The organism is Halorhodospira sp. 9621 (assembly GCF_022228055.1).
Lineage (GTDB): Bacteria > Pseudomonadota > Gammaproteobacteria > Nitrococcales > Halorhodospiraceae > Halorhodospira > Halorhodospira halophila_A.
In genome coordinates, this window is record NZ_JAJNRD010000021.1 from 20,880 (window position 1) to 42,977 (window position 22,098).

Here is a 22,098-nt window from a genome sequence, read left to right on the forward strand (position 1 = left end):
CATGGCGACCGCAGCGGCAACACAGAACCAGCGTATCCGGATCCGGCTGAAGGCGTTCGATCACCGTCTGATCGATCAGTCCGCCCGGGAAATCGTGGATACCGCGAAGCGGACCGGGGCCCACGTCTGTGGCCCCATCCCGCTTCCGGTCAAGAAGGAGCGGTTTACCGTGCTGACCTCGCCGCACGTCAATAAGGACGCGCGGGACCAGTACGAGATCCGCACCCACAAGCGGCTGATGGACATCATCGACCCGACGGACAAGACGGTCGACGCGCTGATGAAGCTCGACCTGGCCGCCGGTGTCGACGTTCAGATCAAGCTCTACTGACACGTCGAGCCGCCGTATCGACAACGACCGGCGGTGACCGGCGCTCCGGCCGGCAAGCGGCGGGCCGCCCCGCAGGGGCTGCGCGCCGTGCGCCCGCCGGAGTCTATTCGTTCCCGGTGAGCTAGATCCGGGCAGAGAGATTTTGAGGAGACGCGGACGATGGCAATTGGAATCGTCGGTCGCAAGCGCGGCATGACGCGTGTTTTTACCGAAGAAGGGGGCTCGATCCCGGTGACCGTCGTCGAGGCGGACCCGAATCGCGTCACCCAGGTGAAGACCGAGGAGAGTGACGGCTACCGCGCCGTGCAGGTGACCGCCGGCCGGCGCAAGCCGCAGCGCGTGCGCAAGCCCGAGGCGGGGCATTTCGCCCGCGCCGGGGTCGAGGCCGGCCGCGGCGTGTGGGAGTTCCGGCTGGACAAGGGCCAGCGCGCCACGGACGAGGAGCTGCCGGAGGCCGGTGCCTCCATCGAAGTGGGCAGCTTCGAGGCCGGCCAGAAGGTCGACGTCACTGGCACCAGCAAGGGCCGGGGCTTCGCGGGTACGGTGCGTCGACATAACTTCCGGGCCCAGCGCAACACCCACGGCAACTCGAAGTCGCACCGGGTCCCGGGCTCCATCGGCCAGTGCCAGAGCCCCGGGCGCGTGTTCAAGGGCAAGAAGATGGCCGGGCAGATGGGCAATCGGCGCGCCACCGTCCAGAACCTGGAGGTCGTGCGCGTGGATAGCGAGCGCAACCTGCTGCTCATCCGGGGTGCTGTCCCCGGGGCCGTCGGCAGCGACCTGATCGTCCGTCCGGCGAGCAAGGCGTAAGAGGTGACAGGGGGAGCCATGGAGCTCAAGCTCAGTAACGAAAAGGGCGAAGCGGCAGGCCAGCTCGAGGTCTCGGATCAGACCTTCGACGCGCCGTTCCGCGAATCGCTCGTCCACCAGGTGGTTACCGCCCACCTCGCCGGGGCGCGTGCCGGGACCAAGGCACAGAAGACGCGCAGCGAGGTCGCCGGCGGTGGCAAGAAGCCCTGGCGTCAGAAAGGCACGGGCAACGCGCGTGCCGGCACCATCCGCAGCCCGCTGTGGCGCGGCGGCGGCCAGACCTTCGCGGCTAAACCGCGGGACTTCTCGCAGAAGGTCAACCGCAAGATGTACCGCGGCGCCATGCGCTCGATCCTGTCCGAGCTGGCCCGCCAGGACCGCCTGGTGGTCGTCCAGCAGCTGACGGTCGACGCGCCCAAGACCCAGGCGCTCAAGGCGCGCCTGGACGGGCTCGGCGTGAGCGAGGGGTTGATCGTGGTCGACGAGATCGACACCAACCTCGAACTTGCCGCCCGTAACCTGCCGCGCCTGGGCGTGGTTGACGCCGCCGGCGTCGATCCGGCGAGCTTGGTCGGCGCCGAGCGGGTGGTGATCACCGAGTCCGCCATCCGCCGTGTCGAGGAGTGGCTGTCATGAACCAGGAAAGACTCTATACCGTGCTTCGTGGCCCGCACATCTCCGAGAAGAGCACGGTCATCGCCGACGGCGCCGGCCAGGTGGTCTTCCAGGTGGCGCCCGACGCCAACAAGAAGGAAATCAAGGCCGCCGTCGAAAAGCTGTTCGATGTGCAAGTCACCGGCGTGCGCACGGTCAACGCCAAGGGCAAGCGCAAGCGCTTCGGCATGATCCGTGGCCGCCGCCGGGATTGGAAGAAGGCATACGTCACCCTCGCCGAGGGACAGGACATCGACTTCCTCGGTGGGGAGTAAGGAGAGCCAGTCATGGCACTAGTCAAGAGCAAGCCGACGTCTCCGGGCCGGCGCTTCGTCGTCAAGACGAAAGACGCCCGGCTGCACCAGGGTGGGCCTTATGAGCCCCTGGTGGTGCAAAAGACCAAGTCCGGCGGGCGCAACAGCGACGGCCGCATCACCACGCGCCATCGTGGCGGTGGTCACAAGCAGCGCTACCGCCTGATTGACTTCAAGCGGAACAAAACCGGGGTGCCGGGCAAGGTCGAACGACTCGAGTACGACCCGAATCGTTCCGCGAATATCGCTCTGGTCCTTTATCAAGACGGCGAGAGAAGGTATATTATCGCGCCTCGTGGCGTTGAACCTGGCTCGCCGATCCAGAGCGGGCGCGATGCCGCCATCAAGCCGGGCAACGCCCTGCCGCTGCGCAACATCCCGGTCGGTACGCAGGTGCACTGCGTCGAGCTCAAGCCCGGTAAGGGGGCGCAGCTCGCCCGCTCAGCCGGTGCCAGCGTGCAGATCGTCGCCCGCGAAAGCGGTATGGCGACCCTGCGCCTTCGCTCAGGCGAGATGCGCCGCGTTCCCGCCGACTGCATGGCGACGGTGGGCGAGGTTGGCAACGCCGAGCACAGCCTGCGCAACCTCGGCAAGGCGGGCGCCAAGCGCCACCTGGGCGTGCGTCCGACCGTCCGTGGTGTCGCCATGAACCCGGTTGATCACCCGCACGGCGGCGGCGAGGGCCGCACCGCAGGCGGGCGTCACCCGGTCTCGCCGTGGGGTATGCCCACCAAGGGGCATAAGACCCGCAAGAACAAGCGCACCGATAAGTACATCGTGCGCCGACGGAAGCGTTGAGGGGTAAAGAATCGTGCCACGCTCGACCAAGAAAGGGCCGTTCATCGACCACCACCTGCTGAAGAAGGTGGAAGAGGCGAATGCCAACAACAGCAAGCGGCCGATCAAGACCTGGTCGCGTCGCTCGGTGGTGATGCCGGATATGGTCGGGCTCACCATCGCCATCCACAACGGGCGCCAGCATGTTCCCGTGCTGATCAACGAGAACATGGTTGGCCACAAGCTGGGCGAGTTTGCGGCGACGCGTACCTTCCGCGGCCACGCCGCGGACAAGAAGTCGAAGCGATAACGGGAGCGCGCCATGGAGACCCAAGCAAAACTGCGTTTCTCGCGTGTCTCGCCGCAAAAGGCCCGGCTTGTTGCCGATCAGATTCGCGGGCTGCCGGTGGACGACGCGCTGCGGACCCTCGAGTACAGCCCGCGCAAGGCCGCGGAGATCGTGCGTAAGGTGCTCGAGTCGGCGGTTGCGAACGCAGAGCACAATGATGGTGCCGACATCGACGAGCTGCGCGTAGCGCGGATCATGGTCGATGAGGGCCCGACGATGAAGCGAATTCAGCCGCGCGCCAAAGGGCGTGCCAACCGAATCCTCAAGCGGACCAGCCACATTACCGTGGCGGTCGCCGAGGACTGAAGCGGATCAAGCGAGAGAGGCCGGCATGGGAAACAAGACCCATCCCACGGGGTTTAGGCTGGGCGTCACCGAAGACTGGCGTTCCATGTGGTACGCCGATAGCGCGAACTTCGGCAAGTACCTCAACACCGACCTGGAGGTGCGGGAGTTCATTCGTGAGCGCCTGAAGAACGCCTCCGTGAGTCGCATCCAGATCGAGCGCCCGGCGAAGAACGCCCTGGTTACGATCCATACCGCCCGCCCGGGCATCGTGATCGGCAAGAAGGGTGAGGACATCGATCGGCTTCGCGGTGAGGTGGCGGCCCGGATGGGCGTGCCGGTGCACATCAATATCGAGGAGATCCGCAAGCCGGAGGCCGACGCCAACCTGGTGGCCGAGGGCATCGCCGGGCAGCTGGAGCGCCGCGTCATGTTCCGGCGGGCCCTCAAGCGGGCTGTCGGCAACGCCCAGCGCGTCGGCGCCCAGGGGATCAAGGTGCAGGTTTCGGGGCGGCTGAACGGCTCCGAGATCGCCCGGACCGAGTGGTATCGCGAGGGCCGTGTGCCGCTGCACACCCTCCGTGCGGACATCGACTACGGCTTTGCCGAGGCGATGACCACGTACGGCGTCATCGGTGTGAAGGTCTGGATCTTCAAGGGCGAGATCATCGACACCGACAACGAAGGGGCCCCTGCCGAGCGCGTCAAGCGCGCCGCGGCTGCCCAGGGCTGAGCGGACGGGAGCGCGTAAGCGATGTTACAGCCGAAACGGACCAAGTACCGCAAGAAGCAAAAGGGCCGCTGCTCGGGCCTCGCGACCCGCGGTGATCGCGTGAGCTTCGGCGAGTTCGGCCTCAAGGCAACCACTCGCGGACCCATCACCTCGCGGCAGATCGAGGCCGCGCGGCGTGCGATCAACCGCTACATCCGCCGCGGCGGCAAGATCTGGATCCGGGTCTTCCCGGATAAGCCGGTCACTGAAAAGCCGCTCGAGGTCCGGATGGGCAAGGGCAAGGGCAACGTGGATCACTGGTGCGAGCCGATCGCGCCCGGTCGCGTCCTCTATGAGATCGAGGGCGTGTCCGAGGAAGTCGCCCGCGAGGCCTTCCGGCGCGCGGCGGCGAAGCTGCCGGTGAAGACCACCTTCGTGAACCGGACGGTGATGTGATGAAGGCGAGCGAGCTGCGCGAAAAGAAAACCGAGGAACTCGAGAACGAGCTGCTCGAGCGCCGCAAGGAACAGTTCAATCTGCGGATGCAGAAGGCCAGCGGTCAGCTGGCCCGGACCGATCAGCTCGGCAAGGTGCGCCGCGACGTCGCGCGCATCAAGACCGTGCTCAACGAGCGTAAGCGTGCGGAGCGGCAGGCATGAGTGAAGAGAAAAACACCCGCACCGTGAACGGGCGCGTGGTCAGCAACAAGATGGACAAGACCCTCACCGTGCTGGTCGAGCGCCGCGTGAAGCACCCGCTGTACGGCAAGTTCATCCGGCGGTCGACCAAGCTCCACGCCCACGATGAGCAAAACGAGGGGCGCGAAGGCGACTGGGTCTCCATCCAGGAGTGCCGTCCGCTGTCGAAGAACAAGACCTGGCGGCTGGTGAAGGTGCTGGAGCGGGCCGCGAGCTAAGCGCGCGGAAGTGCCCCGCAAGGGGGCGAGCAAGAACAAGAGCGGGTGAAGCGTCATGATCCAGATGGAAAGCCTCCTCAAAGCGGCGGACAACAGCGGCGCCCGGCAGGTGCAGTGCATCAAGGTGCTGGGCGGCTCCAAGCGCCGCTATGCGGGGATTGGTGATATCGTCAAGGTCAGCGTCAAGGACGCGATCCCGCGGGGGCGCGTCAAAAAGGGCGAGGTCTACAACGCTGTAGTCGTCCGCAGCAAGCGAGGCGTGCGCCGGGCCGACGGGTCGAAGATCCGTTTTGACGGCAACGCGGCGGTGCTGCTGAACAACAATCTGCAGCCGATCGGCACGCGTGTCTTTGGCCCGGTGACCCGTGAGCTGCGCAACGAGCGCTTCATGCGGATCATTTCCCTGGCGCCCGAAGTACTGTAGGCGAGGTCATCATGCGCAAGATTCGTACGGGCGACGAGGTCATCGTCATCGCCGGAAAAGACAAGGGGCGTCGTGGCCGGGTGTCCCGGGTGATCCCCGACAAGGACCGCGTTGTCGTCGAGAACGTCAACATGGTCAAGCGGCACACGCGCGGGAACCCGATGCAGGGCACCACCGGCGGGATTATCGAGAAAGAGGCACCGATCCACATCTCGAATGTGGCGATCTACAACCCCGAGACGGAGCAGGCCGATCGCGTCGGCGTCCGCTGGGAGGGGGATCGCAAGGTGCGTTATTTCAAGTCCAACCAGCAGCTGATTGACGCCTGAGGGGGCTGGAATGGCGACGTTGCGAAAGCTTTATCAGGAAGAGGTCACTCCGGCCCTGCAGGAGCGATTCGGGTACCAGAACGTGATGCAGGTGCCCCAGCTGCAGAAGATCGTGATCAACATGGGGCTGGGTGAGGCCACCAAGGACAAGAAGATCCTGGAGGCCGCGCAGGAGGACCTGGCCAAGATCAGCGGGCAGAAGCCGATCGTCACGCGGGCGCGCAAGTCCGTGGCGGGCTTCAAGATCCGTGAGGGCTGGCCGATCGGCTGCAAGGTCACGCTGCGCCGCGAGCGGATGTACGAGTTCCTCGAGCGGTTCATCCACGTGGCGGCCCCGCGGGTCCGCGACTTCCGTGGGTTCTCGCCGCGGTCGTTTGACGGGCGCGGTAACTACAACCTCGGTATCCGGGAGCAGCTGATCTTCCCGGAGATCGACTACGACGAAATCGATCGGGTGCGCGGCATGGACATCACGGTGTCCACCACCGCTCGCACCGACGCGGAAGGGAAGGCCCTGCTCGAAGGGTTCGGCTTCCCCTTCCGGACCTAACGTCCAGAGGAGCAGCGCAGATGGCCAAGAACTCCATGGTTGAGCGCGACCGAAAGCGCCGCAAGCTGGCACAGAAGTACGCTGCCAAGCGCGAGCGGCTCAAGGCGATCATCGACAGCCCTGAGTCGAGCGTCGAGGAGCGCTTCGAAGCGCAGCTCAAGCTACAGCAGATCCCGCGCAACGCCAGCCCCGTGCGCCAGCGTAACCGCTGCGCCAAGTCGGGCCGGCCGCGGGGGTATTACCGCAAGTTCGGGCTGGCCCGCAATGAGCTGCGTCGGGCGGCCATGAACGGCGAGATCCCGGGCCTGACCCTCTCGAGCTGGTAAGGGGATAGACGATGAGCATGACCGATCCCATTGCCGACATGCTGACCCGGGTACGGAACGCGCACCACGCCGAGAAGGCGGACGTGCGTATGCCGTCCTCGAAGCTCAAGCGGGCGATTGCCGCCGTCCTCCAAGAGGAGGGCTACATCGAGGGTTACCGCGAGGTCGGGGAAGAGAAAAAGCCGGTCCTGGAGGTCACGCTCCGGTACCACGAGGGTCAGCCGGCAATCCGCGAAATCCAGCGTTACAGCCGGCCGGGTCTGCGGGTCTACCGCGGTCGTGACGAGCTGCCGCGCGTGCGCAACGGGCTGGGCACCGCCATTATCTCCACGTCCAAGGGCGTGATGAGCGATGGTCAGGCCCGCGCGCAGGGGCACGGCGGCGAGGTACTCTGCTGGGTCTTCTAGACAGGACGGGCAATCATGTCGAGAGTCGCAAAGGCACCCGTGGAGGTCCCCTCCGGCGTGGAGGTGACGCTCCAGGGTAACGACATTCAGGTCAAGGGCCCCAAGGGCCAGATGGCGTGGCGCTGCCACCGCCTGGTTTCTCTGAATCAGGAGGACGGCACGCTCACCTTCGAGCCCCGGCAGCAGAGCACCCGCGCGGTGGCGCTGACCGGTACGACGCGGGCCCTGGTGAGCAACATGGTGATCGGCGTCAGCGAGGGATTCGAGCGTCGCCTCGAACTCAAGGGCGTCGGGTACCGGGCGCAGGTCCAGGGCAACACCCTGCACCTCACGCTCGGGTTCTCGCACCCGGTGTACCACGAGATCCCCGAGGGCGTAACGATCGAGTGCCCCTCGCAGACGGAGGTCGTGGTCAAGGGCGCCGACAAGCAGCAGGTTGGCCAAGTGGCCGCCCAGATCCGAGGCTATCGCCCGCCGGAGCCCTACAAGGGCAAGGGTGTACGCTACGCCGACGAGCGGGTGGTCCTCAAAGAAGCCAAGAAGAAGTAGGCGGTGGGGACGAAGATGGACAAGAACACAGCACGCATGCGGCGCGCGCGCAAGAGCCGCGGGCGCATCCGCGACGCCGGTGCCTACCGGCTCTCGGTCCACCGCACGCCGCGCCATATCTACGCACAGGTGCAGCAGCCGGACGGCGCGAAGACCCTGGCGGCTGCTTCCACGGTGGAGCCCTCCCTGCGTCAGCGCAGCGAGGGGACCGGCAACGTGAGCGCCGCCCAAGAGGTGGGCCGGCTGATCGCCGAGCGCGCCAAGGCGGCCGGCGTCGAGCAGGTGGCATTCGATCGTGCCGGCTACCAGTACCACGGCCGCGTGCAGGCGCTGGCCGAGGCCGCGCGTGAAGCCGGACTGAAGTTTTAGGCTAGGGGCTAAGAAGCTATGGCGAACGGTGAACAAACCGGCGCGGACGGGCTCCGCGAAAAGCTGATCACGATCAACCGCGTGGCGAAGGTGGTCCAGGGCGGCCGCCAGTTCGGCTTCACGGCGCTGACCGTGGTCGGTGACGGCGAGGGGCGAGTCGGGTTCGGTTACGGCAAAGCCCGCGAGGTCCCCGCAGCGATCCAGAAGGCAATGGAGCGGGCGCGCGGCGGGATGCGCACCGTGCCGCTGGATGGCCCGACCCTGCGCTACCCGGTGACCCACTTCCACGGGTCGAGCAAGGTCTTCATGAAGCCGGCCTCGCCGGGTACCGGCATTATCGCCGGCGGCGCCATGCGCGCGGTCTTCGAGGTGCTCGGCGTGCAGGACGTGCTGGCCAAGTCGGTCGGCTCGCGCAACCCGATCAACGTGGTGCGCGCCACGGTCGACGGGCTGGCCTCGATGGACTCCCCCGAGGCAGTCGCTGCCCGGCGGGGCAAGAGTGTCGAAGAGATTACGGGCTGATCATGGCTAACCAGAAGAAGCTCCAGGTAACGCTGCGGCGCAGCGTCCACGGCCGGCTGCAGAAGCACCGCCAGTGCGTGCGCGGCCTCGGCCTGCGCCGGATGCACCAGACCGTCCTGGTCGACGACACCCCGGAGAATCGCGGAATGATCCGGAAGGTGTCCTATATGCTGGAAGTTCAGGAGGCGTAAATGCGGCTCAATCAACTGTCGCCGAGCCCGGGCAGCCGGCCGGAGGCCAAGCGCGCCGGACGCGGTGCGGGCAGCGGCCTGGGCAAGACGGCCGGTCGCGGTCACAAGGGTCAGCACAGCCGCAGTGGCGGCTTCCACAAGGTCGGCTTCGAAGGCGGCCAGATGCCGCTGCAGCGCCGGGTGCCGAAGTACGGCTTCTCCTCGCAGAAAAGCCTGCGTACCGCGGAGGTTCGCCTCCACGAGATCGCCCGCGTCGACGGTGATACGGTGGACCTTTCGGCGCTGCACAAGGCCGGCGTCGTGCGCAAGAACATGCGCTACGTCAAGGTTATCGCCTCGGGCACCATCGACCGCGCAGTGACCGTGCGTGGCGTCAAGGTGACCCAGGGCGCCCGCAAGGCGATCGAGGCGGCCGGCGGCCAAGTCGTCGAGGAGGGTTAAGTTGGGACGTCCAGGTGGTGCCGCAGGGGCCCTCGGTGGGATGGGACGTCTCACCGAGGTTCGTCAGCGTCTGCTTTTCGTACTGCTCGCGCTGATCATCTACCGCATCGGTACCCACATCACGATCCCGGGTATCGATCCGGCGGCGCTCGAGCAGATGGTCGAGCAGCAGCGCGGCACCATCCTGGAGATGTTCAACATGTTCGCCGGCGGGGCGTTGGAGCGACTCTCCATCTTCGCCCTCGGCGTCATGCCCTATATCTCGGCGGCGATCATCATGCAGCTGCTCACGGCGGTGGTGCCGTCGCTCGAGCGGCTGAAGAAGGAGGGGGAGGCCGGCCGGCGCAAGATCACGCAGTACACGCGCTACGGCACGCTCGGGCTGGCCACCTTCCAGGGCATCGGCATCAGTATCGCGCTGCAGGGGCAGGGTGTGGCCGCCATGCCCGGGCCGGCGTTTGTATTTATCTCCACGGTGACCCTGGCCACCGGCGTGATCTTCTTGATGTGGCTTGGTGAGCAGATCACCGAGCGGGGCATCGGCAACGGTATCTCGATCATCATCTTCGCCGGCATCGTCGCCGGCCTGCCCGGCGCGCTGGGTGGCACGCTCGAACTGCAGCGTACCGGCGAGCTGGGTACCGCGACGATCCTGCTGCTGCTGATCATGGCCGCGGCGGTGACCGCGTTCATTGTCTTCATCGAGCGGGGGCAGCGGCGGATCACCGTGCAGTACGCCAAGCGCCAGCAAGGGCGCAAGATGTACGCCGCGCAGCAGAGCCACCTGCCGCTGAAGCTGAACATGGCGGGCGTGATCCCGCCGATCTTCGCCTCGAGCATCATTCTCTTCCCGGCCACGGTCGGGCAGTGGTTCGGCGATGCCGAGGGGCTGGGCTTTATCGGAGACATCGCCGCGACGCTCTCGCCGGGGCAGCCGATCTATGTGGCGCTTTACGCCGCGGCGATCATCTTCTTCTGCTTCTTCTACACGGCGCTGGTGTTCAACTCGCGGGACACCGCCGACAACCTGAAGAAGTCGGGGGCGTTCATCCCCGGGATCCGTCCCGGCGAGCAGACCTCCCGGTACATCGATCAGGTGCAGAGCCGGCTCACTTTCGTCGGTGCGCTCTACATCACCGCCGTCTGCCTGATGCCGGAGTTCCTGATCCTGTACTGGAACGTGCCGTTCTACTTCGGCGGCACCTCGCTGCTGATCAGCGTCATCGTGGTCATGGACTTCATGGCGCAGCTGCAGTCGCACCTGGTCTCGCACCAGTACGAGCCGCTGATGAAGAAGGCCAACCTCAAGGGGCACACCCGGCCTGGCGGCGGGATGCTGCGCTGAATCGATAAAACTGGCTGCGGGGTGGCATCCGGGCGCGCGGACTGGTATCCTTTCGCGCCTTTGGGTCGCCCGTGAGCGGCCGCGCTCGGAGTATTGGAGAGACGACCATGAAAGTCAGGGCATCGGTCAAGCGGATTTGCCGCAACTGCAAGATCGTGAAGCGGCGCGGGACCGTGCGGGTCATCTGCACGGAGGCGCGGCACAAGCAACGCCAGGGCTGAATCCGGACCGGCGAGCACCGGCGGATCGACCCGGCACCCAACAAGCGCGAATCACGGGAGAGTTGGCCCCATGGCCCGAATCGCAGGAATCAACATACCGACACACAAGCACGCGTGGGTCGCGCTGACCTCGATCTACGGGATCGGCCGCACGCGTGCCCTGAGCATCTGTGAAGCGGCCGGCGTGCCGCATGACCGGCGCGTCCGCGATCTCAATGACGCCGAGGTCGAGGCGCTGCGGCAGGAAGTCGGCAACTACGTTATCGAGGGCGATCTGCGCCGCTCGGTGGCGATGGACATCAAGCGCCTGATGGACCTCGGCTGCTACCGGGGCATGCGGCACCGCCGCGGCCTGCCGGTGCGTGGGCAGCAGACGCAGACCAACGCGCGTACGCGCAAGGGTCCGCGTCGGGGCCCCGCCAGCCGCTGATCGGGTAGGCAACATTCAACGCGTGGGCCGGATCGGCACCGCGTTCGGAGCGAACACGGGAACAGAGACCTATGGCGAAGGCATCCAGCCGCGGTGGCGGCAAGAAGAAAGTCAAGCGCACAGTCAGTGATGGTGTCGCGCACATCAACGCGACCTTCAACAACACGCTGATCACCATCACCGACCGGCAGGGCAACGCGTTGTCCTGGGCGAGCGCCGGCGGCAGCGGCTTCAAGGGGTCGCGCAAGAGCACGCCCTTCGCTGCCCAGGTGGCGTCGGAGACCGCCGCGCGTGCCGCGCAGGATTACGGTCTCAAGAACCTGGAGGTTCGCGTCAAGGGGCCTGGCCCCGGGCGCGAGTCCGCCGTGCGTGCGCTCAACGCGGTCGGGTACCGGATCACCAACATTTCCGACGTCTCGCCCATCCCGCACAACGGTTGCCGGCCGCCCAAGAAGCGGCGGGTCTGAGGAGGAAGCGCTCGCCATGGCGAAGTATATTGGTCCCAAGTGCAAACTGGCGCGCCGCGAGAAAACCGACCTGTTCCTGAAGAGCGGCGTCCGGTCCATCGACACCAAGTGCAAGCTCGAGCAGCCCCCGGGGCAGCACGGGCAGCGCCGCGGCGGCCGCATGTCCGACTACGGCCTTCAGCTGCGTGAGAAGCAGAAGGTCCGTCGCATGTACGGCATCATGGAGCGGCAGTTCCGCAACTACTACAAGGAAGCCGCCCGCCGTAAGGACGCCACCGGCACCGCGCTGCTGCAGCTGCTCGAGAGCCGCCTGGACAACGTCTGCTACCGGATGGGTTTTGGCAGCACCCGCGCGGAGGCGCGGCAGCTGGTCAATCACCGCGGCATCCTGGTCAACGGCCGGGTGGTTAACATCCCGTCGTACCAGGTCAAGCCGGGCGACACCGTCTCCGTCAAGGAGAAGGCCAAGAGCCAGCTGCGCATTCAGGCCGCCCTCGAGCTGGCGCAGCAGAACGGCTGGGCGCCCTGGGTCGACGTCGACGCCACCAAGATGGAAGGCGTCTTCAAGCAGGCCCCGGACCGCGCCGATCTGTCTCAGGAAATCAACGAATCGCTGATCGTCGAGCTGTACTCGAAGTAACAGCCGCAACTGCAAGGTGTCGTCCATGAAGGGGTACCTGAAGGACTTTCTCAAGCCGCGCTCGGTCGAGATCGAGCCGCTCTCGGACAACCGTGCCAAGGTCGTCCTGGAGCCGCTGGAGCGGGGCTTTGGCCATACGCTGGGCAACGCCCTGCGGCGGCTGCTGCTCTCGTCGATGCCCGGGACCGCGGTCACCGAGGTGGAGATCGAGGGCGTCCAGCACGAGTACACGGCGGTCGAGGGCATCCACGAAGACACCGTGGATATCCTGCTCAACCTCAAGGATCTCGCCGTGCGGCTCAACGAGCGCGACTCGGTGACGCTCAGCGTCGAGAAGCAGGGGCCAGGCGCCGTGACGGCGGCGGACATCGCCACCGACCACGACGTGGAGATCAAGAACCCGGATCTTCACATCGCTACGATCACGCACGAGCAGCCGTTCAAGGCGTCGCTGAAGATCGAGCGGGGGCGTGGCTACCTGCCGGTCACCGCGCGCGAAGAAGAGGACACCCGCACCATCGGCCACCTGGCCCTGGATGCGAGCTTCAGCCCGGTGCGCCGCGTCTCGTACGCGGTCGAGAGTGCGCGTGTCGAGCAGCGTACCGACCTCGACAAGCTGGTCCTCGATGTCGAGACCAACGGCGTGGTCACGCCCGAGGAGGCGGTCAAGTTCGCCGCCAGCCTGCTGCGTGATCAGCTTTCGGTCTTCATCGACCTCGAAGGCGGGCTGCTGGAGGCCGGCGAAGAGCAGGAGGAGCCGGAGATCGATCCCGTCCTGCTGCGCCCGATCGACGACCTGGAGCTCACCGTCCGCTCGGCCAACTGCCTCAAGGCGGAGAGCATCCACTACGTCGGCGACCTGGTCCAGCGCACCGAGGTTGAGCTGCTCAAGACGCCGAACCTCGGCAAGAAGTCGCTCAACGAGATCAAGGACACCTTGGCCGAGCACGGGCTGTCGCTGGGCATGCAACTCGATAACTGGCCGCCGCCGTCCCTCGGGGACCGCGCCCGTATCGCCGGCTAAACTGTCAAAGGATCAACGTCATGCGCCATCGTAAAGCCGGACGTCACCTCAACCGTGACAACTCGCACCGCAAGGCGATGTTCAAGAACCTCGCCGCCGCGCTCTTCCGCGAGGAAGAGATCCGCACCACCGTGCCCAAGGCGAAGGAGCTGCGGCGTGTCGCCGAGCCGCTGATCACCCTGGCCAAGGAAGACACCACGGCGAACCGCCGTCTGGCCTTTGCACGGCTGCGCGACAAGGAGATGGTCACCAAGCTCTTCGAGGAGCTGGGGCCGCACTTCAAGGAGCGCCCGGGCGGCTACATGCGCATCCTGCGCTGTGGCTTCCGCAAGGGCGACGGCGCGCCGATGGCCCTCGTCCAACTCGTCGACCGGGAAGAGGCGATCGCCGCCCGGCGTGAGTCGGAAGAGGACGCCGAGGAAACGGCCGAGGCGTAACGCCTTGCGCACCGGGGTGAACCAGCGTGCTCGCCCCGGTGCCGTCTTCCTGTTCACGGATTACACCCACCTCGGGCCCTATGTGGGCCACCTCCATGCACGGCTGCGCCAGGCCTTCGACTCGGCCCCCGAGGTCGTTGACCTGATGCACGACGCTCCGGCTTTCCGCCCGGACTGTGCCGCCTACCTGCTTGCCGCCAACCTCAAGTACCTGCCACCGGACGCGGTGGTGCTAGCCGTGGTCGACCCCGGTGTCGGCACGGAGCGCGGCGGGCTGGCCCTGCGCGCCGACGGACGCTGGCTGATCGGTCCGGACAACGGGCTGTTCGCTGTCGCGGCGCGCGACTTCGCGGATGTCCAAGCGTACTGCCTGCCGCCGCCACCGCCGGGCACCCCGGCGACGTTCCACGGCCGCGACGTTTTCGCCGATGCCGCCGCCGAGGTGGCGGTTACGGACCGGCCGCCGCGTGGGTCGGAGGCGGTGGAGACCTGGGTCGGCCACAGGTGGCCGCGGGACTGGGACGCCCTGATCTACACCGACGGCTTCGGTAATCTGATCAGTGGCCGGCGTGGCGAGACCGCGCCGGACCAGGCGGAGCTCGTTGTCGGCGGCGAGCGCCTGGCGCGGGCGGCGAAGTTCGCTGACGTCCCCGCAGGCACGGCGTTCTGGTACGTCAACGCGCTGGGCCTGGTCGAAGTGGCGGTGAACAGCGGCTCCGCGGCGCAGCGCCTGGCCCAGGGGCCCGGGGCGGTGCTGGACTGGCGGGCGCGCGGCTAGCCTCTGCTACAATCGGCCCCCCGGCCCGGGTCGGCAGGCAGGGCCCGGCGGGCATTACAACGGATCGAGGAGAGAGCCATGAAGACACCCGTGCGAGTCGCGGTGACCGGGGCGGCCGGCCAGATCGGCTACAGCCTGCTCTTTCGCATCGCCGCCGGCGAGATGCTCGGCAAGGATCAGCCGGTGATCCTCCAGCTGCTTGAGATCCCGCAGGCCCAAGAGGCGCTGCAGGGCACCGTGATGGAGCTCGAGGACTGCGCCTTCCCGCTGGTCGCCGGCATCGTCGCCACCGACAGCGCCGAGGAGGCCTTTCGCGAGGCCGACTACGTCCTGCTCGTCGGCGCCAAGCCCCGCGGCCCCGGCATGGAGCGCAAGGATCTGCTCGAGGCCAACGCGGCGATCTTCTCGGCCCAGGGTCAGGCGCTGAACGCCGTGGCCAAGCGCGACGTGAAGGTCCTCGCGGTGGGCAACCCGGCCAACACCAACGCGCTGATCACCCAGCGCAACGCGCCGGATCTTGACCCGCGCAACTTCACGGCCATGACCCGCCTCGACCACAACCGCGCGCTGGCGCAGCTCGCCAACAAGGTTGGCTGCCATTCCACGGAGATCCACGGCCTGGCCGTGTGGGGCAACCACTCGGCGACGCAGTACCCGGATATCAGCCACTGCACCATCCAGGGGACTCCGGCCGGCGAGCAGGTTGATCACGCCTGGGTGAAGGACACGTTCATCCCCACCGTGCAGCAGCGCGGCGCGGCGATCATCAAGGCTCGCGGGGCCTCCAGCGCCGCCTCCGCTGCCAGTGCCGCCATCGACCACATGCGCGAGTGGGCGCTGGGCACGCCCGAGGGCGAGTGGACGAGCATGGCCGTGCCCTCCGATGGCAGTTACGGCATCGAGCCCGGGCTCATCTACTCCTTCCCGGTGACCTGTCGGAGCGGGGACTACGAGATCGTGCAGGGGCTGTCCGTGGACGAGTTCAGCCGCGCACGCATGGACGAGACCGCCGCCGAGCTCGCCGAGGAGCGCGACGCGGTGGCGCATCTGCTGCCCTGAGCGGAAGCGGACGGCAACGCCCGGGGAGGGCCGCCATGGAACGCAACCAGGAGACTTGGCAGGTCGCCGTGATGCCCGGCGACGGGATTGGCCCGGAGGTCATGGCCGCCACCCGCCACGCCCTGGAGGCCCTCCCCGGGCCCCGGTTGGCGCTGACCGAGCTGGGCTGGCCCGCCCACGCCTGGCACCGCGCTCACGGTGAGATGATGCCCGCCGACTGGCGCGAGCAACTGGTCGGCTACGACGCATTGCTCCTCGGCGCCCTCGGGGACCCCGGGCCTGCCGACGATCCGGGGCGCTACCTGCTGCCCGATGGCGTCTCGCTGGCGCCGCTGCTGCAGCTGCGCAAGGGGCTCGATCTTTGGGCCTGTGAGCGCCCGGCGGTGCCCATGGCCGGCGCCCCCATGCCCCTGTCCGACCCGCGCGCCCTGCACACCGATCTGCTCGTCATCCGCGAGAACAGCGAAGGCGAATACGTCGACCAGGGCGGCCGGCTGGCCGCCGGCACCCCCCGCGAGACCGCCACCCAGCTCGAGGTCTTCACCCGCGCCGGTACCGAGCGCATCATCCGCCACGCCTTCGAGCGGGCCACCCGGCGGGCCGAGGAGCGCCGTCAGGGGCTGCGCGCGCCGCGCTATGCGGCCGGTGACGGCGGTGCGGACGCCGCCGTTTGCGTGGTCACCAAACGCAACGCCGTGCAATACGCCGGCGAGCTCTGGAGCGAGGTCTTCGCCGAGGTCGCCGCCGACTACCCGGAGATCGCCACCCACCACGAGCTCATCGACGCCTGCTGCATGAAGTTCGTCAGCCAGCCGTGGCAGTTCGACGTGGTCGTGGCCAGCAACCTCCACGGCGACATCCTCACCGACCTAGCCGCAGTGCTCGCCGGCGGCATGGGCGTTGCCCCCTCGGCCAACCTCAACCCCGCCGACCGCAGCGTGCCGCCGCTCTTTGAGCCCACCCACGGCAGCGCCCCGGACATCGCCGGTGGCGACCGCGCCCACCCGGCGGCCATGCTGCTGACCGCCGCCGCTATGCTGGAATGGATGGGTGAGGTCGATCCGCAGGCTGCCCGTGCCGCCGTGCAGCTCCACCGCGCCGTGGCCGACGACATCGCCGAGCACGGCATGAGCGGGCGCGGCTGCGCCGACGTCGGCCGCGCCGTGGCGCAACGCATCCGGATGGCCGGAGCGCCGTCCGCGTAGACGGAGGCTGAGCCCATGCGACTGCACTTCCACGGGGCCACCCGCGAGGTGACCGGTTCCTGCATGCTGCTCGAGGTCGGTGACCACCGCGTGCTCATCGACTGCGGCCTGATCCAGGGCGGGGGCAAGCAGGAGGCACGCAACCGAGCGCCGTTCCCCTTCGATCCGGGCAGCCTCGACGCCGTGATCCTCACCCACGCCCATCTGGATCACAGCGGTCGCCTGCCGCTGCTACGAGCCGCCGGCTACCAGGGGCCAATCCACACCCACAGCGCCGGGGCCGCGCTGGTGGACATCCTCCTGCGCGACGCCGCCTTCCTCGCCGAGCGCGACGCCGCCATCGAGAACAAGAAACGCCGCCGCCGCCACGACGAGCCGGTGGAGCCCACCTACACCGTGGCGGATGCCGAGCAGGCCATCGACGCCCTGGTCGGCCACGCCTACGACGAACCGTGGCAGCCGGTGCCCGGCGTCACCGTGCGCCTGCGCGATGCCGGGCACATCCTCGGCTCGGCCATCGTCGAGATGTGGCTCGAGGCCGGCGGCGAGCGCCGCAAGGTGGTCTTCTCCGGCGACCTCGGCCATGCCGGCGCGCCGATCCTCCGCGACCCGGCACAGGTCGGCGACGCCGACCTGCTGGTCATGGAGAGCACCTACGGCGACCGGGACCACCGCTCCTGGGAGGAGACCTGGGCCGAACTCGGCGAGATCATCCGCAATGCCCGCGCCTCCCGCGGCAACATCCTGGTGCCGGCGTTTGCCGTCGGGCGCACCCAGGAGCTGCTCTACATCCTCGCCCGGCACTACGAGGAGTGGGAACTGGGCGACTGGAGCGTCTTCCTCGATAGCCCCATGGCCATCGAGGCCACCAAGGTCTACGCCCGCTTCCCGGAGCTCTACGACGCCGAGACCGCCGCCTTCTACGCCGAGCCGGAGAACCACCGCTTCCAGTTGCCCAACCTGCGCCTGACCCCGCAGGCCGAAGACTCCATGGCCATCAACCGGGTCCAGTCCGGGGCGCTGATCATCGCCGGCTCAGGGATGTGCAACGGCGGGCGCATCCGCCACCACTTCAAGCACAACCTGTGGCGGCGCAACTGCAACGTGATCATGGTCGGCTTCCAGGCCCAGGGCACGCCCGGGCGCGCGCTGGTCGACGGCGCCAGGGAGTTGACCTTGTGGGGCGAACCGGTGCGCGTCGGCGCCACCGTGCACACCGTCGGCGGGCTTTCCGCCCACGCCGGGCGCTCGGAGCTGATCGCCTGGGCCGAGCACTTCGCCAATGGGCCGCGGGTGGCCCTGGTTCACGGCGAGTCCGGCGCCATGGACAGCCTCGCCGAGGCCCTGCGCAGCCGCGACTTCGGCGTCGAGACTCCCGAAGAGGGCGCGCATATCGACCTGCTTCAGCTGCCGGGGCGCAGCGCGGAACCGCCCGCGGCGTACTAATTTGGTCCACAGGGGGCCGTCGCTGCGGCGGCCCTGCAGTCAACGGCCGGGAACGGCCGAGCGGAGGACACGCACCATGAGCGACGCGCACAAGACCGGAGCTATCTCCCCGCTGCTCAAGCAGTCCAGCGAGGTTGTCGCCGAACGCGGCGAGGGTGCCTACATCATCGGCACCGACGGGCGCCGCTACCTCGATTTCACCTCGGGCATCGGCGTCACCGCCACCGGACACTGCCACCCCAAGGTGGTCGAAGCGGCCCAGCGCCAGGCCGCCACCCTGGTCCACGGCCAGTACGCCATCGTCCGCCACCCGCCTATGGTCCGTCTTGCCGAGCGCCTGGGCGAGATCATGCCCGGCGCGATCGACCGTATCTTCTTCTCCAATGCTGGCACCGAGGCGTGCGAGACCGCCCTGCGCCTGGCCCGCCAGGCCACCGGCCGGCCCAACATCATCGTCTTCCAGGGCGGCTTCCATGGACGTACCATGGGCTCGCTTTCGATGACCTCCTCGAGCGTGGGCCTGCGCGCCGGCGTGCAGCCGATGATGGGCGGCACCGTGTTCGCGCCGTTCCCGAATGCCCGGCGCTACGGCTGGGACGACGAGGAGACCGCCGAGTTCTGCCTGCGTGAGCTCGACCACATCCTGGCCACGCAGTCGAGCCCGGCGGAGTCGGCGGCCTTCTTCGTCGAGCCCATCCAGGGCGAGGCCGGCTACATCCCGGCCGGGCGGACCTTCATGCAGGGGCTGCGTGAGCGGGCCGATCGCCACGGTATGCTGCTCATCGCCGATGAGGTGCAGAGCGGCTACGGGCGCAGCGGGGCCTTCTGGGCCCACAGCCACTTCGACGTGGAGCCCGACGTGGTGGTCACGGCCAAGGGGCTGGCCAGTGGATTCCCGCTCTCGGCCGTGGCCGCGCCGGAAGCGATCATGGAGCGCGGCTGGCCGGCCTCCCAGGGCGGCACCTACGGCGGCAACGCGGTCGCCTGCGCCGCAGCGCTGGCGACGCTGGAGGTCATCGAGGAAGAGGGCTTGGTGGAGAACGCCCGCGAGCAGGGTGCGCATCTGCGCCGCCGGCTCGACGCCCTGTGTGCCGAGGAGCCGGCCATCGCCCACGTCCAGGGCATGGGCCTGATGCACGGCACCGAGCTGGTGGACGAGCAGGGGCGCCCGGATGGTGATCGCGCCGCGCGGGTACTCAAGGCCATGGAAGAGCGTGACGTGCTGATGATCCGCTGCGGGCCGCAGGGGCAGATCGTGCGCTGGCTGCCGCCGCTGATCGTCACCCGCGAGGAGGTCGACCGGGCGGTGGACACCTTTGCGGAGGCGCTGCGCGCCACGGCCTGAGCCGGTGCGATGGCGATACCCGAACCGATTTCCTGGAGGTGAGCGGAGTCATGGATCTCTCTTCGATCCGCAACGCGTACCGGCGCTACGCGCGGTACTACGACGGCTTTTTCGGGCGCATCTTCGCGCCGGGGCGCAAGTTCACGATGCAGTATCTCAACGCCGAGCCGGACCGGCGCATCCTCGAGGTGGGGGTCGGGACGGGGATCTCGCTGCCGGAGTACCGGCGGGATGTCTCCATCGTCGGCGTCGATGTCAGCCCGGATATGCTCGATATCGCCCATCGCCGGGTGGCAGAGCAGGGGCTGGAGCACGTGGAGTCGCTCCACGAGATGGATGCCGAGGCGCTGGATTTCCCGGACGATTCGTTCGATGTGGTGGTGGCGATGTACGTCGCCTCGGTAGTGCCGAACCCGGATCGATTGGTGGATGAGTGCCGTCGGGTCTGCCGGCCCGGGGGCGAGATCTTCATCATCAATCACTTCGCCTCGCAGCATCCGGTGGTTCGTGGGTTCGAGAAGACGATTCGGCCGTTGTCGAAGCTGCTCGGGTTCCGCACGGACATGGAGCTGGATGATCTGCCGCAGCGCCCGGGCTTTGAGTGCCTCGGGGTGCATCCGGCGTACTTCTTCGGGTACTGGAAGCTGGTCCATTACCGCAATGGTTCGTCGGCGGAGTCGGCGCCGGTGGAGGAGCCGGAGGAGGAGCTGGCGACCGCCAGTTGAGCTACGGCCGCTACCCGGTCAGGAGGTCGGTCCGCGGTGGCGGCCTTTAGAGCGCGCCGAGCACCGCAGAGCCGGCGAGGGGGCAGCGCGAACCTCTCCTGGTTCGCGCTGCTCAGCGAGCGTCAGCGCGGCGCAGCCGCGCATTGCGAGCGGCCTCGCCGGATCGAGGCGCGCAGGGGACCCCGCCGACAGGCGGGGCGCGATCTTCGGCCGCCACCGCGGACCGACCTCCCGACCTCGGCGGCCTGGGGGCGACCCGTCTTCAGCAGCGTTTGGCCCGCCCACCACCGCGGCTCCGGGTGGGCCTCCTGGCTGATTACTCTCGTGTCTCGATCCAGCGGGATTTAGGGCGCCGTGAACAGGTCGCGATAGATCCGTTCCACGGCGGCGGCCTCGTCATCGGTTAGTTGCGCGAACTCCCTGGTGCGGGCTCGTTTGGAGAGCTGTCCCTCGTTCTGCTGAAGAAAGCGGAAAAGCAGATCCAGCGTCGTATCCGGCATGTCCACGATCTGTTCTGCGCGACGGCAGAAGGAATCGTACCGGCGCAGGAAACGCGCCTCTTCCGGCAGGTCGCGCTCGATGGTGCGATGCACGCAGCGGTAGAGAAACTCTGCGTGAGGGGTTGCATCGAAGAAGCGGTAAAAGTCCGCGGTATCGTTGAGCACCTCGACGTTGCCACCGTCCGTCGGCCGCCAGTCAACCACCGGGAGCAGGCGCCGAGAGTAATCTTCCAGGACGTGCCGGTAACGGTCGATCTCTTCGAGCATGACGGCCGAAACAGGAAACACCACCCCCGGCGGATTGAAACCGCGCTCGGCGAGCATATGGTGGATCAGGTAGCGATGGATCCGCCCATTGCCGTCCTCAAACGGATGCGCGTAGATAAAGCCGAAGGCGAGCACGGCCGCAGCAATCACCGGGTCAAGCGCGCTGGCCGCTTCTTGATCGAATGCGATCATGCCGGAGACCAGATCGGGCAAGTCCTCCGGCCGCGCGCTGATGTGCTCGGGCAGCGGGCGTAAGCCGGGATGCTCTCGAGTGCCGACGAAACCGCCCTCAGTGCGTAGACCGAGTTTCACGAACCGGGCATCGCCGATGACAAGGGACTGGAGGCGAAGCAGCTCCTCGATATCGATCGGGTGTCGCCCGGCCTCCCCGATGGCCCGGCCCCAGCGCTGGATACGATCCTGCGGCGGTTTCTCGCCTTCGATGGCGTAGCTCGAGCGCGAGTCCTTCAGGAGCAGGAAGGCCGCCGTGCGCGAGAGGATATGCCGGGGCACCTCATCCAGTACCTTGCGAGCCCGCAGGGCCAGGTCGCGATCGACCATCTCGCGGAGTGTATCCGTGTGGAAAACGAGAGGGCAGAACGACGGGGTCCCCGGGAGATTGTTGCGCACACGATGACGCTTCGACACCTTACCCGCGCCCGCCCACTGCAGGTTGGGATCCACTGCGGGGACGTAGTTCCCGCGCGTGGCATCGTTCAGCGGCAATCGGCTCCCGAGCAGCCACTCGTAAAGGAACCAGACCCTTCGTGCATATGACCCCGTTGGCTTGGAGCGGACCCATCCCGCGATTGGCTCCGGACCGACCGTTTGGAAGAGTCGCTTCAGCACAGCGAGATCGAGACCTTCGTGCTTGAGCGCGAAGGTCAGGTGGCTTTCAAGGGTCGCGGGCGGGCGGTGGCGCGGTGTCAGCAGTTCCCAGCCGCCCTCGCTGT

The 22,098-nt window shown here is 67.5% G+C and carries 35 protein-coding genes; 34 read left to right on the plus strand and 1 reads right to left on the minus strand.

Going from position 1 to position 22,098, the window contains the following annotated elements; translation table 11 throughout:
* Position 1 precedes the first annotated feature (1 nt).
* The 34 genes from rpsJ (at position 2) to LRF89_RS10035 (ending at position 20,378) form a co-directional block, all read left to right on the plus strand.
* Entirely contained in the window at positions 2-331 is a 330-nt protein-coding gene (gene rpsJ / locus LRF89_RS09870; protein ID WP_011813658.1) for a 30S ribosomal protein S10, read from the plus strand.
* A gap of 159 nt (positions 332-490) precedes the next feature.
* The gene (rplC, locus tag LRF89_RS09875; protein WP_201169236.1) at positions 491-1,141 is read left to right on the plus strand and encodes a 50S ribosomal protein L3; all 651 of its coding nucleotides are present in this window, start codon (positions 491-493) and stop codon (positions 1,139-1,141) included.
* Positions 1,142-1,159: 18 nt separating this feature from the next.
* A complete protein-coding gene (gene rplD / locus LRF89_RS09880) occupies positions 1,160-1,777 on the plus strand; it encodes a 50S ribosomal protein L4 (RefSeq protein ID WP_201241653.1) in 618 nt (205 codons plus the stop codon).
* Positions 1,774-2,070 (plus strand): 50S ribosomal protein L23, encoded by a 297-nt coding sequence (rplW, locus tag LRF89_RS09885; protein ID WP_011813655.1) that lies wholly within the window; start codon positions 1,774-1,776, stop codon positions 2,068-2,070. Before rplD ends, rplW begins: the two co-directional genes overlap by 4 nt.
* Positions 2,071-2,082: 12 nt before the next feature.
* Positions 2,083-2,907 carry a 50S ribosomal protein L2 gene (gene rplB / locus LRF89_RS09890; RefSeq protein WP_201169233.1) on the plus strand — a complete coding sequence of 275 codons (825 nt, stop codon included), beginning with the start codon at positions 2,083-2,085 and terminating at the stop codon, positions 2,905-2,907.
* A gap of 13 nt (positions 2,908-2,920) precedes the next feature.
* On the plus strand, positions 2,921-3,196 hold the full coding sequence (gene rpsS / locus LRF89_RS09895; RefSeq protein WP_201169231.1) for a 30S ribosomal protein S19: 276 nt from the start codon (positions 2,921-2,923) through the stop codon (positions 3,194-3,196).
* 12 nt (positions 3,197-3,208) lie between these two features.
* Entirely contained in the window at positions 3,209-3,541 is a 333-nt protein-coding gene (gene rplV / locus LRF89_RS09900; protein ID WP_201169229.1) for a 50S ribosomal protein L22, read from the plus strand.
* Between the two features lie 25 nt (positions 3,542-3,566).
* Positions 3,567-4,253, plus strand: a complete 687-nt coding sequence (gene rpsC, locus LRF89_RS09905) for a 30S ribosomal protein S3 (RefSeq protein ID WP_201169217.1) — start codon at positions 3,567-3,569, stop codon at positions 4,251-4,253.
* A gap of 21 nt (positions 4,254-4,274) precedes the next feature.
* Positions 4,275-4,688: a 50S ribosomal protein L16 gene (gene rplP / locus LRF89_RS09910; protein ID WP_201169213.1), complete on the plus strand. Its 414-nt coding sequence runs from the start codon at positions 4,275-4,277 to the stop codon at positions 4,686-4,688.
* Positions 4,688-4,891, plus strand: coding sequence for a 50S ribosomal protein L29 (gene rpmC, locus LRF89_RS09915; RefSeq protein ID WP_011813649.1), 204 nt, complete (start codon positions 4,688-4,690; stop codon positions 4,889-4,891). The genes rplP and rpmC overlap by 1 nt, the downstream gene beginning before the upstream one ends.
* A complete protein-coding gene (gene rpsQ / locus LRF89_RS09920; protein WP_201169211.1) occupies positions 4,888-5,148 on the plus strand; it encodes a 30S ribosomal protein S17 in 261 nt (86 codons plus the stop codon). Before rpmC ends, rpsQ begins: the two co-directional genes overlap by 4 nt.
* Before the next feature lie 55 nt (positions 5,149-5,203).
* Positions 5,204-5,572 (plus strand): 50S ribosomal protein L14, encoded by a 369-nt coding sequence (rplN, locus tag LRF89_RS09925; protein ID WP_201169208.1) that lies wholly within the window; start codon positions 5,204-5,206, stop codon positions 5,570-5,572.
* Positions 5,573-5,583: 11 nt separating this feature from the next.
* Positions 5,584-5,901 (plus strand): 50S ribosomal protein L24, encoded by a 318-nt coding sequence (gene rplX / locus LRF89_RS09930; RefSeq protein ID WP_201169206.1) that lies wholly within the window; start codon positions 5,584-5,586, stop codon positions 5,899-5,901.
* A gap of 10 nt (positions 5,902-5,911) precedes the next feature.
* Complete coding sequence (rplE, locus tag LRF89_RS09935) at positions 5,912-6,451, plus strand: 50S ribosomal protein L5 (protein ID WP_201169204.1); 540 nt, start codon at positions 5,912-5,914, stop codon at positions 6,449-6,451.
* A 20-nt stretch (positions 6,452-6,471) separates the two neighbouring features.
* Positions 6,472-6,777 (plus strand): 30S ribosomal protein S14, encoded by a 306-nt coding sequence (rpsN, locus tag LRF89_RS09940; protein ID WP_201169201.1) that lies wholly within the window; start codon positions 6,472-6,474, stop codon positions 6,775-6,777.
* Between the two features lie 11 nt (positions 6,778-6,788).
* On the plus strand, positions 6,789-7,184 hold the full coding sequence (gene rpsH / locus LRF89_RS09945; protein WP_011813643.1) for a 30S ribosomal protein S8: 396 nt from the start codon (positions 6,789-6,791) through the stop codon (positions 7,182-7,184).
* A 15-nt stretch (positions 7,185-7,199) separates the two neighbouring features.
* On the plus strand, positions 7,200-7,733 hold the full coding sequence (rplF, locus tag LRF89_RS09950) for a 50S ribosomal protein L6 (RefSeq protein ID WP_201169199.1): 534 nt from the start codon (positions 7,200-7,202) through the stop codon (positions 7,731-7,733).
* A gap of 15 nt (positions 7,734-7,748) precedes the next feature.
* Positions 7,749-8,102 carry a 50S ribosomal protein L18 gene (gene rplR / locus LRF89_RS09955; protein ID WP_201169196.1) on the plus strand — a complete coding sequence of 118 codons (354 nt, stop codon included), beginning with the start codon at positions 7,749-7,751 and terminating at the stop codon, positions 8,100-8,102.
* An 18-nt stretch (positions 8,103-8,120) separates the two neighbouring features.
* Positions 8,121-8,624 carry a 30S ribosomal protein S5 gene (gene rpsE, locus LRF89_RS09960; RefSeq protein WP_011813640.1) on the plus strand — a complete coding sequence of 168 codons (504 nt, stop codon included), beginning with the start codon at positions 8,121-8,123 and terminating at the stop codon, positions 8,622-8,624.
* 2 nt (positions 8,625-8,626) lie between these two features.
* A complete protein-coding gene (rpmD, locus tag LRF89_RS09965; protein ID WP_011813639.1) occupies positions 8,627-8,815 on the plus strand; it encodes a 50S ribosomal protein L30 in 189 nt (62 codons plus the stop codon).
* A complete protein-coding gene (rplO, locus tag LRF89_RS09970; RefSeq protein WP_201169193.1) occupies positions 8,816-9,256 on the plus strand; it encodes a 50S ribosomal protein L15 in 441 nt (146 codons plus the stop codon).
* Between the two features lie 40 nt (positions 9,257-9,296).
* Positions 9,297-10,601 carry a preprotein translocase subunit SecY gene (gene secY, locus LRF89_RS09975; RefSeq protein WP_201169190.1) on the plus strand — a complete coding sequence of 435 codons (1,305 nt, stop codon included), beginning with the start codon at positions 9,297-9,299 and terminating at the stop codon, positions 10,599-10,601.
* A 107-nt stretch (positions 10,602-10,708) separates the two neighbouring features.
* Positions 10,709-10,822 (plus strand): 50S ribosomal protein L36, encoded by a 114-nt coding sequence (rpmJ, locus tag LRF89_RS09980; protein ID WP_201169187.1) that lies wholly within the window; start codon positions 10,709-10,711, stop codon positions 10,820-10,822.
* 70 nt (positions 10,823-10,892) lie between these two features.
* Complete coding sequence (gene rpsM / locus LRF89_RS09985) at positions 10,893-11,252, plus strand: 30S ribosomal protein S13 (protein ID WP_201169184.1); 360 nt, start codon at positions 10,893-10,895, stop codon at positions 11,250-11,252.
* 71 nt (positions 11,253-11,323) lie between these two features.
* Complete coding sequence (rpsK, locus tag LRF89_RS09990; protein WP_201169181.1) at positions 11,324-11,719, plus strand: 30S ribosomal protein S11; 396 nt, start codon at positions 11,324-11,326, stop codon at positions 11,717-11,719.
* A gap of 16 nt (positions 11,720-11,735) precedes the next feature.
* The gene (rpsD, locus tag LRF89_RS09995) at positions 11,736-12,359 is read left to right on the plus strand and encodes a 30S ribosomal protein S4 (protein WP_201169178.1); all 624 of its coding nucleotides are present in this window, start codon (positions 11,736-11,738) and stop codon (positions 12,357-12,359) included.
* Between the two features lie 25 nt (positions 12,360-12,384).
* Positions 12,385-13,383 (plus strand): DNA-directed RNA polymerase subunit alpha, encoded by a 999-nt coding sequence (locus LRF89_RS10000; protein ID WP_201169176.1) that lies wholly within the window; start codon positions 12,385-12,387, stop codon positions 13,381-13,383.
* Between the two features lie 20 nt (positions 13,384-13,403).
* A complete protein-coding gene (rplQ, locus tag LRF89_RS10005; protein WP_201169174.1) occupies positions 13,404-13,820 on the plus strand; it encodes a 50S ribosomal protein L17 in 417 nt (138 codons plus the stop codon).
* 4 nt (positions 13,821-13,824) lie between these two features.
* Positions 13,825-14,598 carry an SAM hydrolase/SAM-dependent halogenase family protein gene (locus LRF89_RS10010; RefSeq protein ID WP_207190297.1) on the plus strand — a complete coding sequence of 258 codons (774 nt, stop codon included), beginning with the start codon at positions 13,825-13,827 and terminating at the stop codon, positions 14,596-14,598.
* Positions 14,599-14,676: 78 nt separating this feature from the next.
* Positions 14,677-15,657 carry a malate dehydrogenase gene (locus LRF89_RS10015; protein WP_238633993.1) on the plus strand — a complete coding sequence of 327 codons (981 nt, stop codon included), beginning with the start codon at positions 14,677-14,679 and terminating at the stop codon, positions 15,655-15,657.
* A gap of 35 nt (positions 15,658-15,692) precedes the next feature.
* The gene (locus LRF89_RS10020; protein WP_238637012.1) at positions 15,693-16,862 is read left to right on the plus strand and encodes an isocitrate/isopropylmalate dehydrogenase family protein; all 1,170 of its coding nucleotides are present in this window, start codon (positions 15,693-15,695) and stop codon (positions 16,860-16,862) included.
* Positions 16,863-16,877: 15 nt separating this feature from the next.
* Positions 16,878-18,308 (plus strand): MBL fold metallo-hydrolase RNA specificity domain-containing protein, encoded by a 1,431-nt coding sequence (locus LRF89_RS10025; RefSeq protein WP_238637013.1) that lies wholly within the window; start codon positions 16,878-16,880, stop codon positions 18,306-18,308.
* 76 nt (positions 18,309-18,384) lie between these two features.
* The gene (locus LRF89_RS10030; RefSeq protein WP_238635718.1) at positions 18,385-19,653 is read left to right on the plus strand and encodes an aspartate aminotransferase family protein; all 1,269 of its coding nucleotides are present in this window, start codon (positions 18,385-18,387) and stop codon (positions 19,651-19,653) included.
* A gap of 50 nt (positions 19,654-19,703) precedes the next feature.
* Entirely contained in the window at positions 19,704-20,378 is a 675-nt protein-coding gene (locus LRF89_RS10035) for a class I SAM-dependent methyltransferase (protein ID WP_201169159.1), read from the plus strand.
* A gap of 344 nt (positions 20,379-20,722) precedes the next feature.
* Here LRF89_RS10035 and LRF89_RS10040 read toward each other — a convergent pair whose 3' ends face one another.
* Positions 20,723-21,706 carry a Fic family protein gene (locus LRF89_RS10040; protein WP_238637014.1) on the minus strand — a complete coding sequence of 328 codons (984 nt, stop codon included), beginning with the start codon at positions 21,704-21,706 and terminating at the stop codon, positions 20,723-20,725.
* Positions 21,707-22,098: the final 392 nt, after the last annotated feature.

Excerpts from the sequence above, each read along its gene's own strand:
- rpsJ (WP_011813658.1), top strand. The coding sequence starts at position 2 with ATGGCGACCGCAGCGGCAACACAGAACCAGCGTATCCGGATCCGGCTG.
- rplC (WP_201169236.1), top strand. The coding sequence starts at position 491 with ATGGCAATTGGAATCGTCGGTCGCAAGCGCGGCATGACGCGTGTTTTT.
- rplD (WP_201241653.1), top strand. The coding sequence starts at position 1,160 with ATGGAGCTCAAGCTCAGTAACGAAAAGGGCGAAGCGGCAGGCCAGCTC.
- rplW (WP_011813655.1), top strand. The coding sequence starts at position 1,774 with ATGAACCAGGAAAGACTCTATACCGTGCTTCGTGGCCCGCACATCTCC.
- rplB (WP_201169233.1), top strand. The coding sequence starts at position 2,083 with ATGGCACTAGTCAAGAGCAAGCCGACGTCTCCGGGCCGGCGCTTCGTC.
- rplV (WP_201169229.1), top strand. The coding sequence starts at position 3,209 with ATGGAGACCCAAGCAAAACTGCGTTTCTCGCGTGTCTCGCCGCAAAAG.
- rpsC (WP_201169217.1), top strand. The coding sequence starts at position 3,567 with ATGGGAAACAAGACCCATCCCACGGGGTTTAGGCTGGGCGTCACCGAA.
- rplP (WP_201169213.1), top strand. The coding sequence starts at position 4,275 with ATGTTACAGCCGAAACGGACCAAGTACCGCAAGAAGCAAAAGGGCCGC.
- rpmC (WP_011813649.1), top strand. The coding sequence starts at position 4,688 with ATGAAGGCGAGCGAGCTGCGCGAAAAGAAAACCGAGGAACTCGAGAAC.
- rpsQ (WP_201169211.1), top strand. The coding sequence starts at position 4,888 with ATGAGTGAAGAGAAAAACACCCGCACCGTGAACGGGCGCGTGGTCAGC.
- rplN (WP_201169208.1), top strand. The coding sequence starts at position 5,204 with ATGATCCAGATGGAAAGCCTCCTCAAAGCGGCGGACAACAGCGGCGCC.
- rplX (WP_201169206.1), top strand. The coding sequence starts at position 5,584 with ATGCGCAAGATTCGTACGGGCGACGAGGTCATCGTCATCGCCGGAAAA.
- rplE (WP_201169204.1), top strand. The coding sequence starts at position 5,912 with ATGGCGACGTTGCGAAAGCTTTATCAGGAAGAGGTCACTCCGGCCCTG.
- rpsN (WP_201169201.1), top strand. The coding sequence starts at position 6,472 with ATGGCCAAGAACTCCATGGTTGAGCGCGACCGAAAGCGCCGCAAGCTG.
- rpsH (WP_011813643.1), top strand. The coding sequence starts at position 6,789 with ATGAGCATGACCGATCCCATTGCCGACATGCTGACCCGGGTACGGAAC.
- rplF (WP_201169199.1), top strand. The coding sequence starts at position 7,200 with ATGTCGAGAGTCGCAAAGGCACCCGTGGAGGTCCCCTCCGGCGTGGAG.
- rplR (WP_201169196.1), top strand. The coding sequence starts at position 7,749 with ATGGACAAGAACACAGCACGCATGCGGCGCGCGCGCAAGAGCCGCGGG.
- rpsE (WP_011813640.1), top strand. The coding sequence starts at position 8,121 with ATGGCGAACGGTGAACAAACCGGCGCGGACGGGCTCCGCGAAAAGCTG.
- rpmD (WP_011813639.1), top strand. The coding sequence starts at position 8,627 with ATGGCTAACCAGAAGAAGCTCCAGGTAACGCTGCGGCGCAGCGTCCAC.
- rplO (WP_201169193.1), top strand. The coding sequence starts at position 8,816 with ATGCGGCTCAATCAACTGTCGCCGAGCCCGGGCAGCCGGCCGGAGGCC.
- secY (WP_201169190.1), top strand. The coding sequence starts at position 9,297 with ATGGGACGTCTCACCGAGGTTCGTCAGCGTCTGCTTTTCGTACTGCTC.
- rpmJ (WP_201169187.1), top strand. The coding sequence starts at position 10,709 with ATGAAAGTCAGGGCATCGGTCAAGCGGATTTGCCGCAACTGCAAGATC.
- rpsM (WP_201169184.1), top strand. The coding sequence starts at position 10,893 with ATGGCCCGAATCGCAGGAATCAACATACCGACACACAAGCACGCGTGG.
- rpsK (WP_201169181.1), top strand. The coding sequence starts at position 11,324 with ATGGCGAAGGCATCCAGCCGCGGTGGCGGCAAGAAGAAAGTCAAGCGC.
- rpsD (WP_201169178.1), top strand. The coding sequence starts at position 11,736 with ATGGCGAAGTATATTGGTCCCAAGTGCAAACTGGCGCGCCGCGAGAAA.
- LRF89_RS10000 (WP_201169176.1), top strand. The coding sequence starts at position 12,385 with ATGAAGGGGTACCTGAAGGACTTTCTCAAGCCGCGCTCGGTCGAGATC.
- rplQ (WP_201169174.1), top strand. The coding sequence starts at position 13,404 with ATGCGCCATCGTAAAGCCGGACGTCACCTCAACCGTGACAACTCGCAC.
- LRF89_RS10015 (WP_238633993.1), top strand. The coding sequence starts at position 14,677 with ATGAAGACACCCGTGCGAGTCGCGGTGACCGGGGCGGCCGGCCAGATC.
- LRF89_RS10020 (WP_238637012.1), top strand. The coding sequence starts at position 15,693 with ATGGAACGCAACCAGGAGACTTGGCAGGTCGCCGTGATGCCCGGCGAC.
- LRF89_RS10025 (WP_238637013.1), top strand. The coding sequence starts at position 16,878 with ATGCGACTGCACTTCCACGGGGCCACCCGCGAGGTGACCGGTTCCTGC.
- LRF89_RS10030 (WP_238635718.1), top strand. The coding sequence starts at position 18,385 with ATGAGCGACGCGCACAAGACCGGAGCTATCTCCCCGCTGCTCAAGCAG.
- LRF89_RS10035 (WP_201169159.1), top strand. The coding sequence starts at position 19,704 with ATGGATCTCTCTTCGATCCGCAACGCGTACCGGCGCTACGCGCGGTAC.
- LRF89_RS10040 (WP_238637014.1), bottom strand. The coding sequence starts at position 21,706 with ATGGTCGATCGCGACCTGGCCCTGCGGGCTCGCAAGGTACTGGATGAG.